Origin of the sequence: Mucilaginibacter sp. SG564, assembly GCF_013149275.1 — a bacterium.
GTDB lineage: Bacteria > Bacteroidota > Bacteroidia > Sphingobacteriales > Sphingobacteriaceae > Mucilaginibacter.
The window spans coordinates 1-9,358 of the sequence record NZ_JABGNA010000029.1; the positions used below are offsets into that span (position 1 = coordinate 1).

The following is a 9,358-nucleotide window of genomic DNA, read 5'->3' on the forward strand; positions in this document are numbered from 1 at the left end:
GACTGATACCCGGACAAGCTCTCTTATAAGCTAGTGAGTCGATAAGTTCACCCTGCCTTTTATCTTAACGTTTTCCACAAAGTATTTAGTTCTTACCCCCCCCCTGCACCCCCCATTTCAACAATAACAACTAGTACTAAATAGAACTATCTTAAAACCAAAGGGTGAGTCGATGGGAGAGGCTGTCATGCTGAGCTTGTCGAAGCATGGTGGGCAGGCCTCTCCGCGCGATCCTTCGACAAGCTCAGGATGACAGGCCGTCTTTTGCTTTGGTTGCCAGCAACTTTAAAACCCCTTCTTCCTGGTAACCCCCGGTTTACGGCCTTTGCGTTCGGCGGGTTCGGCAAAGCCTTCGGCGCCGTAGCTGCGAGCCATTTTGGCGACGCGCTCTTCGAGGGTTTCGGTGGTGAGCTTTTCCCGGCCCAGGCTATCAACCATAATAGGGAATGCGAATGGCGTTGGGCGCTCAATGGTTTTGAGGATGATAGTTTGTGTGGCGATGCGTTGCAGGGCCGCCCTCAGCCGAAACTCTTCCAGTTGAAAAGCCAGCGCTTCGTTATAAGCCTGCCTTACCAGTAGGTTGTCGGGCTCATATTCGGTAAATACCTCGAACAGTAGTGATGTGGATGCCTGTAAGTGCCTGTTTTTTACGGGCTGACCGGGATAGCCAGTGAATACCAATCCGCCGATGTGGGCGATATCCCTGAAGCGCCGGCGCGCCATTTCATTGGCGTTGAGGCTGTGTTGAATATCATCCAGCAGATTATCGATCGAAAAAAAGGTGGCATCTTCCAGTACATGTTCAATGGGAACGTCTTCGTCGGTCAACAACTCGAAACCATAATCGTTCATGGCGATAGAGAAGCTGGCCGGTTTTATTTTGCTGATGCGGAAAGCCAATAATGATGCCATACCCTCATGTACCAAGCGCCCTTCAAAAGGATAAAATAACAGGTGGTGCCCCTCGCGCGATTTGAACGACTCGATCAAGAATTCATGACTTTGCGGCAGGTGCGAAAGTTCTTGCTGCATGTTAAATAGGGGTTTCAGAGCTATCACTTCTTCATCCTTCTCTACCCCATGCGCTACCTCATCCAGCTTATCCCTGAACACCGCCGCCAGTTGCGACGACAGAGGCATACGGCCACCGTTCCAACTGGGGATAATGCCCTTGGTGGAATTTGATTTTTTGACATAGGCTGTCATTTCCTTTGCCCGGATAAACTCGAGGCTGCGCCCCGCAAACCAAAACGTGTTGCCCGGTTTTAAGCGGGATATAAACGATTCTTCGATGGTACCGAGGCTGCCGCCACTCAACCATTTTACACGTACGCTGAGTTCGCTGGTGATGGTGCCGATGCTGAGACGGTGGCGCATGGCCACGCGGCGGTTGTTTACTTTATAGAGGCCGTTCTCTACCTCCACTTTTAAAAACTCATCGTACTGGGCCAGGGTTTTGCCGCCGGTAGTGATAAACTCCAGTAACTGACCAAACTCGTTACGACTCAGATCGGCAAAGGCATAAGTGGTTTTTACTTCGTTAAACAATTCTTCTGCACGGAAACCGTCTGATACAGCCAGGGTAACCATATATTGTATCAGCACATCCATGGTGAGCAACATGGGGTCGCGGCTTTCAAAAATGCCTTTCTTAATAGCCTCTTTCAAGGCGGCGCCTTCCAGCAGTTCGAGGGAGTGGGTGGGTACAAAATAAGCCCGGGATACCGCGCCGGGGTGGTGACCGCTCCGGCCTGCGCGCTGCATAAAACGGGCCACGCCTTTGGGGCTGCCCACTTGCACCACGGTATCAACCGGCCTGAAATCGACCCCCAGATCCAAGCTCGAAGTACATACCACCAGTTTCAGGGCTTCAGCGTGCAGGGCCTGCTCCACCCAGTTGCGCAGCTCATTATCCAGCGAACCATGGTGCATAGCCATAATACCCGCGTATTCGGGATAATTATCCAGGATGGCATGATACCAGATCTCGGATTGTGAACGGGTATTGGTAAATATCAAGGTGGTTTTGCTCCGGGCCACAATCTCCATTACCTCGGGCAGTAATTTTAAACCAATGTGCCCGGCCCAGGAATAGTTCTCGACATTTTCGGGAATGATCGACCGGATATCCAACTTTTTATCCAGGTTGGCCCTCACCATTTTAATGCGATCAGGTGGGAAATCATTCCCTAACAAAACCTCGGCTGCCTGCTCCAGATTGCCAATGGTAGCGCTGATACCCCAGATGCGAAGTGGGGTGCGGGGAGCGAGGTTCTGGGTGCCGGGTTCGGGGTTCGGGGCTCGGGGCGTGAGGTTTGAGTCGGAGTTTCTCGATACTATTTTATTTTCATTTCCCGTACCTCGCTCCTTGAACCCCGCACCCAAAATTTTCAACTTCGACAATCCCAACTCCACCTGTACGCCGCGTTTGGTGCCCAGAAGCTCGTGCCATTCGTCGATCACCACTACCTGTAGCCGATTGAACATTTTGGGATACTCTTTTTGGGCCAGCATCAGGTGCAGGCTTTCGGGGGTGGTGAGCAGTACTTCGGGGAGCTTTTTCTTGAGTGCCTGTTTCTCGGCAGCAGGCGTATCGCCGGTGCGGGTGGCGATGTGCCAGGGCAGACCGATCTCGTCGCAGGCTTCCTGCATGGCCTTGCGGATATCGTTGGTAAGCGCACGCAGGGGTGTTATCCACAGCATGAGCAGGCCGTTATTTTTTTGGGTGGTGTAAGTATCCGGATGTTGATTGATAAAGCCGGCCAGGAAGGGCAGGAACAGAGCAAATGTTTTACCGCTACCTGTAGGCGCATTAAGCAAGCCGGAATAACCCGACAGGTAGGCCGCCTCCATTTCTTGTTGAAAGGGGAATTGCTGCCAGTTTTTTTGCCTGTACCACTGCTGTATAACTTGTTGGCCTTTTGATATCATTTATTTGTTCAACAAATTAATGTTAATTTGGTTAGGTATATCAAGCTACCCTAATAAAATAAATATAATACCGTTATGAAAAATAGGATGAAAAATAGTGTGCTATTATTATGCTGTGCGGCCCTGTTTGCCTGTAAGCAGCCAGGACAAAAACAAAACAGTGCCGATAACACCGCGAATGCTGCTGACACTGCTAAAGCCAAAACCGCTGTAACCAATAAACTGATTACCCCGGGCAGGAGTATTGGCGATATTGTATTAAGCGAGGATGTAGCCAATGTGAGTCAATTATTGGGCAGGCCAGATAGCTCGGACGCGGCAATGGGAAGTTCACTAATGGTGTGGTACGCGGGGCATAAAGCCGATGGTTACCGTACCAGCGTGTTTGCGCATCGTAAAATGGGTGATAAGGACGAGATTATTAGTCGCGTCAAGAAGATATTAATTAACTCACCCGAGTATAAAACCGCCGAAGGCCTTGGAGTTGGCAGCACTGTCGATGAGATCAAAAAGAGCTATAACCTAAAACCAACCAGCGATTACAAAAATAAGGATGGCAAAGTACAGGTTTATACCGATTTGGATAAAGGGATTTCTTTTGAGATAGATGCTGCCGGTAAATGCGTGGGCGTGGTGGTTCATCAGCTACATGATACGTCAGTTGCTTATTTAAACATGCATTGAGGGGAATCTATACTATTAAGTGATGCCGAACTTGTTTCGGCATTCCACAAATAAAGTTATAACTTGATGGTCAACTTGTCCTGTGAGATCCTGAAATAAGTTCAGGATGACTTAACGTTACAAAAAAGCCCCGCCGGTTTATCTGGCGGGGCTTTTTTGTTTGTACCGCTGAATAAAAAACTATTTCTTTTCGGTTTTTTCTGGCATAAGTACCAGTTTGATATAGTTTTTACCGCTCAGGTATTTGTTGGCGGCATCTTTGGTGCTTTGAACAGTTACCTGGTCAAGACTGCTTACATGGGTGAGGATCTGGTCTGGGTTTTCTTTGTTTTGCAACGAAGAGGCCAGGTAACTTGCCCAGAAGAAGTTTTCTTTTAATTGTTCCTGTGTTGAACGAGCTTCTTTGGCCACAAATTTCTGGATGTCTGTTGGTTGAGCTCCGTTTTGTTTGATCTTGCCAATTTCCTCGATGGTGGCATTGATCAGCTTATCCACATTTTCAGGAGCACAACCAAAATATATGGTGATGCTGTAACGGCCACCCGGAATTTTGCGATAGGAGGCACGCACACCCGGTGCATATACGCCACTTTCCTGCTCACGCAGACGTTCTATGAGCTTAATGTTTAATACCTCTTCCAGTGCGTCCATTTGCAGGTTGTTGGCATCGTTATATTCATAATCGCCGCTGAAAACCAGTTGTACGCTGCTTTTTTCGCCAACACCTTTGTTTACGGTGGTGTTAACGATGCCTGCCGGTGGATGGATCCCGAGATCCTTGAAGTTTTGGTTGCTGTTGGTTGATGGTAAACCGCCCAGGTAATGGGTAAGCAAAGGTTTGATAGCGGTTACATCGAAATTACCAACAAGGGTAAAAGTAAACCCACTGGCATCAGCAAAACGGCTTTTGTAAAAGTCGTAAGCTTTATCTAATGTAGCCTTATTTAACCTATCGATCGTGGTTACCATCGACCGGAAATTATGATTGCTCAAAACAGCCGACACGGTATCCTGGAACACATTTACCGGATCCAGCCCACGATTGGCCAGCAACGACCGTGTTTGGTCAATTTGTGACTGCCAGATATCTTTATCCTTACGCGGCTGTGTAAAATACAGGTAGATCAGCTGCATAGCCGTTTCAAAATCCGCCGGTGATGAGTTACCATTGATGCCCTGCGCATACTCACCGATATATGGTGATATGTTTACGTTTTTACCTGCCAGCTTTTTATCCAGCTGGCCCTGGTTAAACTGGGCAATACCGCTGCTGCTTACTATAGGAGCCGCTAAGTTGGCCGAGGTAAAATCATCGTCGCTGGCTAATGAGGTACCGCCAAAGGAATAGCCATTAATCAGAATCTGGTCGTTGCGGAACTCAGTAGGTTTTAAAACCACTTTTACACCATTGCCTAAGGTAAGCGTAGTAGTGCCGATGGCTTCATCTTTTACTTCGCTGGTCACGGCACTACCATCGGGTAATTTGCTGATTAGTGGATCTGACGATACATTGTCAACATACGCGGTAATGTTTTGGCCTGCCGAAGCTATCCATTGCAGAATAGTTTTTTCATCGGGCAGTTTGTCTTTATCCTTATCCGGGCCTTCCACAATTACCACACGGTTTTGGTCGCTGATGAATTTACCGGCAAGGGCGTTCATTTCGGCAAGGGTTATTTTGCCAATGTTGTTTACATAAAAATTGTATTCAAATTCAATACCGGGGATAGCTTCGCCGGTTAAAAAGTTTTGCTGATATTCCCGTACAAAATTTACAGAGCGGGTTTTATCGCGTTCTTTATAAGCGTTACCTATACCAACCAAAGCATCTTGTTTGGCGCGTTCCAGTTCGGTAAGGGTAAAGCCAAACTTGCGGGCACGTTCGTTTTCGGCAACCACTGCTTTAACAGCAGCTTCCAGTTCGCCGGGTTTGGATACGGCTATAGAGGTAAAGGCATCCTGCCCGCCAATAAAATCACCATAACTGGAGGCTCCATATAAAAACGGCGGATTAGGTTTTTGCTTGAGTTCACCCAAACGGGCATTTAGCATCTGGTTAAACAATTGCTCACGCATTTGTTGCATGTAATCGGTAGTAGTTTTGGTAGGCGTTCCTGGGTGTTTTACAATAATTTGGGCAAGCGTGTACGGAAACTCTTTATCAGTAGCTATTTTAACCGCTGTACCAGGTGTTGGCGGTACAGTATATTTGGTGCGTGGTTTTTCGCCGGCTGGGTTTTGCAGTTGCGAAAAATTTTGCTTGATCAACTCTTCTACGCGCTTAGGGTCAAAATCGCCTACGGCTATTATAGCCTGCAGATCAGGGCGATACCAGTCGTGGTAAAAACTTTTGATGGTTTCCGGTTTAAAGTTTTTCAATATATCCTCTTTACCAATAGGCAAACGCAATGCATAGCGCGAATTATTCAACAGTACCGGTAAGGTTTGCACCCGTAGACGTTCCTGGGCATTTTTACCACGCAAGCGTTCTTCCTCTAACACCACACCGCGCTCTTTATCAATTTCGCTGGGGTCAAAGCTTACATAACCAGCCCAGTTGGCCAATATTTTAAAGCCGTTTTCAAATATTTTAACCGTATCAGATGGAATAGGCAGCTGGTATACGGTTTCGTCAAAGGAGGTATAAGCGTTCAGATCGGCACCAAATTTTACACCTGATTTTTGGAGATAATCAACCATGGCATTCTTTGGGAAATCGCGGGTACCGTTAAAAGCCATGTGCTCGGTGAAGTGAGCCAGACCCTGCTGATCGTCGGTCTCTAAAACCGATCCGGCTTTATTTACCAGGTATAGTTCGGCTTTGTTCTTAGGCTCTACATTCTTACGGATGTAATAAGTTAAGCCATTAGGCAGTTTGCCAATGATCACCTGTTCATCAACCGGCAAGGTATTCCCTTTTGGCGCTTCCTGCGCAGCAGCGGAAGCTGGTTTGCTTTTTGCCGGTGTAACCGGTTTCTTTTTTACTTGTGCAAAGGCGCTTCCCGAACTGAGGGCTATGGCCAGGGCTAGTACAGAAAGCTTAAGGTTTAAATTCATATTAATAATGGGGATATATATTACTAAGATGCAAAACGAAATTCTTAGTTACAAATTACTTTATGTTAATTATTCTTTGGGGCCGGAGCAGCATCAGCCTGAAACGCGTCTTTCATCATTTGCTCCAGTTCAGGGCGGTGATCGGCAATTATTTGCTGACCTATGACCATCCCTTTTTGCATTAATGAAGATATTTTAGAGCTTGCCTTTTTCCCCAGAGGAGTGTTGTAAAAGGCGGTTAATTGATTAAGTTCATCTTCTGTAAACTCTTCTGCATATATTTTACAAAAGCTATCCTTTAGTTTATCCCAGGTGTAATACTTTTGCATAAATGTTTCCATTACCTTTATGTAGGAAGCCCGTTGTTGTTCGGGCATTTGGGCACTTGAAGCACTGATCATCTTTTGGGTCATACTTTCAAACTGGACATTTAAACCCATCGCGTTTAAAAAAGTTTCTGCCGCTTTTAAATGTGATGGCGCTAACGTTGAAGATGTTGTTTGGGCTCTGAGGCCACTAATCGATAAAAATAGTAGTGTGGCAATTGTGATAAGGTTGAGTTTCATGCTTAGATTTTGATAAAGATCTTTTTGATATAGAATACCCACATCACCAGCCATAATATAGCTACCGTAAATATGGCGCTGACCAATGATGCGTTGATAGGCGAAAAGTAAGGTGCAAATAAAGTTTGATAAATAGATGCCCCGCCAATTTTAATCATCCCCATATAATGCGGTATGTAGCCCGATAACACATAGGCGGTAATAGCATTAGCCCCAAAAACCACAAAGAAATAGGTGAACCGCTTACGGCCCTGCACATCGATCAGCCAATAACACATGGCCAGCGCAATAGTGGCCAAACCTCCGGTGTATAGCACAAATGAGCTTGTCCATAACGCTTTGTTGATGGGGAAGAACAGGTCCCAGATAAGGCCAAGTACTACAGCTATTACGCCATAGGTAAACATCCAGCTTACTTTAACATTATCATCGCGATCCTTACGTTTTAACCATGTACCAACCCTTATGCCGAACAGACCTGTTGCCAGAGCTGGTAATGTGCCCAGTAAACCTTCGGGATCCCAGGTATGCGATTCGCGCCAGAGGTGGTTGGTACCAAATACCAGCCTGTCTATCCAGGCGCCCATGTTGGTTTCGGGTTTCAGATTGGCGTAGCCAACGCCAGGCACCGGTATGCAGGTCATGATGATAAAATAACCAATGAGCGCGAAGGCAAATATCCAGTCGCGGGTTTTTTGCGATGTTTTGAGGTAGAGGATAGTACAGATAAAATAAACCAGCGCGATACGCGGCAACACACCCGGAAGGCGCAGATGCGACAATCCGCCATCCGGATGAAATATCAACTGCGTGATCCAGGGAATGGCGATCAATATAAGTGTGCGGCGCAAAGCATTTAGCAACAGTTTACCATGTGGTACCGTGGCCTTTTTGCTTTCCATAGCATATACCACAGATACGCCCACCATAAACAGGAAGAAAGGAAACACCAGGTCGGTAGGCGTACAGCCATCCCATTTGGAGTGTTCCAATGGCGCATAGATATGCCCCCAATCGCCGGGATCATTTACTAATATCATGGCGGCGATGGTAGCTCCTCTCATCACGTCAAGAGAAATTAGTCTTGAGTTTTGCGTTTTATTTTGCGTGGCGGTCATTAGGTTTTCGTTTTATTTTTAATTCCCTCCCCACGGGAGGGGTGCGGTTGGCTTGCGTGCAAAGGCAGGGAGGGGTTTATACAAGCGATCAAACTGTGCGCTTAATGAAACCCCTCCCTGCCCCTTCCCGAGGGGAGGGAATCGCACATTCCCCGCTTACCTTACTATTCACTCTGTTGATAAATTGAGATTTCAATCCCTATTCCCAGATCCACACTAAGTTTTAGCAGCTCAGTGGGCAGATACTGTGTTTGCGTAAATTTATCAGGATTATATTCTACCGCGAAATCTAAAGTTGCATATTGAATTTCAGGCGTCAGCTTTATGTGTTGTAATTTTTGCTGATGATTGTTTAAATAATCAACGGCTTCCTGTACTTGTTGATTGAACTCGTCAAAATTAGCTTTACTGACTTCTAAACTACAGCCAGAGAAATTTAGTTTTTCGCCATTGGGTCCGGATTTGGTTCTGGGTATACCTTTATAAAATGTATCATATGGTAATATTTTACTTTGCCTGATAAAATCGTCCACATCAAAATTTTTACCTGTTATTCTAAGTATACAAGACATGATATCCTGGTTAAAAAAGTCAGAGACACATTACATGTGTCCCTGACTACGAAAATAAAAAAATGTAGAGACGCATCACATGCGTCTAACCTGCTTAAAATATATACCGTTTAAACGCCTCCATAGCCTCATATTCAGCCAATCCGAGACGGTCATAACGCTGGGCAGTGTCACGGGTACGGTCCTCAGCCCTTACCCAGAACTCTCTTGCATCATCACCCGGGAACACAGGCCGATCCTTTTGCGATTGATGTTTAAAGATCGCATTCCGCTTACGGATCACCTCCTGAGGTGAAAGAGGCACAGCCATTTCAATTTCGTAGGTTTCAAACTCATGCCATGCACCGCGGTACATCCACAACCAGCAATCATCCACCCAGGCCTCTTTACCTTTTAACCTCGCCAAAGCAGCCAGGATAATGTTGAAACA

At 46.4% G+C, this 9,358-nt stretch carries 6 protein-coding genes and 1 pseudogene; 1 reads left to right on the plus strand and 6 read right to left on the minus strand.

Translation table 11 applies throughout. From position 1 onward, the window contains the following. Positions 1-285: 285 nt before the first annotated feature. Complete coding sequence (locus tag FHW89_RS28495; protein WP_172338446.1) at positions 286-2,931, minus strand: ligase-associated DNA damage response DEXH box helicase; 2,646 nt, start codon at positions 2,929-2,931, stop codon at positions 286-288. 75 nt (positions 2,932-3,006) lie between these two features. On the opposite strand from FHW89_RS28495, the gene FHW89_RS28500 reads away from it, so the two are divergent. After that, entirely contained in the window at positions 3,007-3,615 is a 609-nt protein-coding gene (locus FHW89_RS28500; protein WP_172338447.1) for a hypothetical protein, read from the plus strand. Positions 3,616-3,795: 180 nt separating this feature from the next. On the opposite strand, the gene FHW89_RS28505 is transcribed toward FHW89_RS28500, so the two are convergent. The 5 genes and pseudogenes from FHW89_RS28505 to FHW89_RS28525 all read right to left on the minus strand — a co-directional run. Continuing rightward, entirely contained in the window at positions 3,796-6,672 is a 2,877-nt protein-coding gene (locus FHW89_RS28505) for a pitrilysin family protein (protein ID WP_172338448.1), read from the minus strand. A 65-nt stretch (positions 6,673-6,737) separates the two neighbouring features. Next, entirely contained in the window at positions 6,738-7,238 is a 501-nt protein-coding gene (locus FHW89_RS28510; protein ID WP_172338449.1) for a DUF2059 domain-containing protein, read from the minus strand. A 2-nt stretch (positions 7,239-7,240) separates the two neighbouring features. Next, a complete protein-coding gene (locus FHW89_RS28515; RefSeq protein WP_172338450.1) occupies positions 7,241-8,356 on the minus strand; it encodes an acyltransferase family protein in 1,116 nt (371 codons plus the stop codon). 164 nt (positions 8,357-8,520) lie between these two features. Beyond that, positions 8,521-8,928: a DUF4279 domain-containing protein gene (locus FHW89_RS28520; RefSeq protein ID WP_172338451.1), complete on the minus strand. Its 408-nt coding sequence runs from the start codon at positions 8,926-8,928 to the stop codon at positions 8,521-8,523. 94 nt (positions 8,929-9,022) lie between these two features. After that, a pseudogene (locus FHW89_RS28525) lies at positions 9,023-9,358 on the minus strand (glucosamine-6-phosphate deaminase); the annotation flags it as partial.

What these genes read in the sequence shown, in the direction of transcription:
- FHW89_RS28500 (WP_172338447.1), top strand. Translation starts at nt 3,007, where the DNA reads ATGAAAAATAGGATGAAAAATAGTGTGCTATTATTATGCTGTGCGGCC.
- FHW89_RS28495 (WP_172338446.1), bottom strand. Translation starts at nt 2,931, where the DNA reads ATGATATCAAAAGGCCAACAAGTTATACAGCAGTGGTACAGGCAAAAA.
- FHW89_RS28505 (WP_172338448.1), bottom strand. Translation starts at nt 6,672, where the DNA reads ATGAATTTAAACCTTAAGCTTTCTGTACTAGCCCTGGCCATAGCCCTC.
- FHW89_RS28510 (WP_172338449.1), bottom strand. Translation starts at nt 7,238, where the DNA reads ATGAAACTCAACCTTATCACAATTGCCACACTACTATTTTTATCGATT.
- FHW89_RS28520 (WP_172338451.1), bottom strand. Translation starts at nt 8,928, where the DNA reads ATGTCTTGTATACTTAGAATAACAGGTAAAAATTTTGATGTGGACGAT.
- FHW89_RS28515 (WP_172338450.1), bottom strand. Translation starts at nt 8,356, where the DNA reads ATGACCGCCACGCAAAATAAAACGCAAAACTCAAGACTAATTTCTCTT.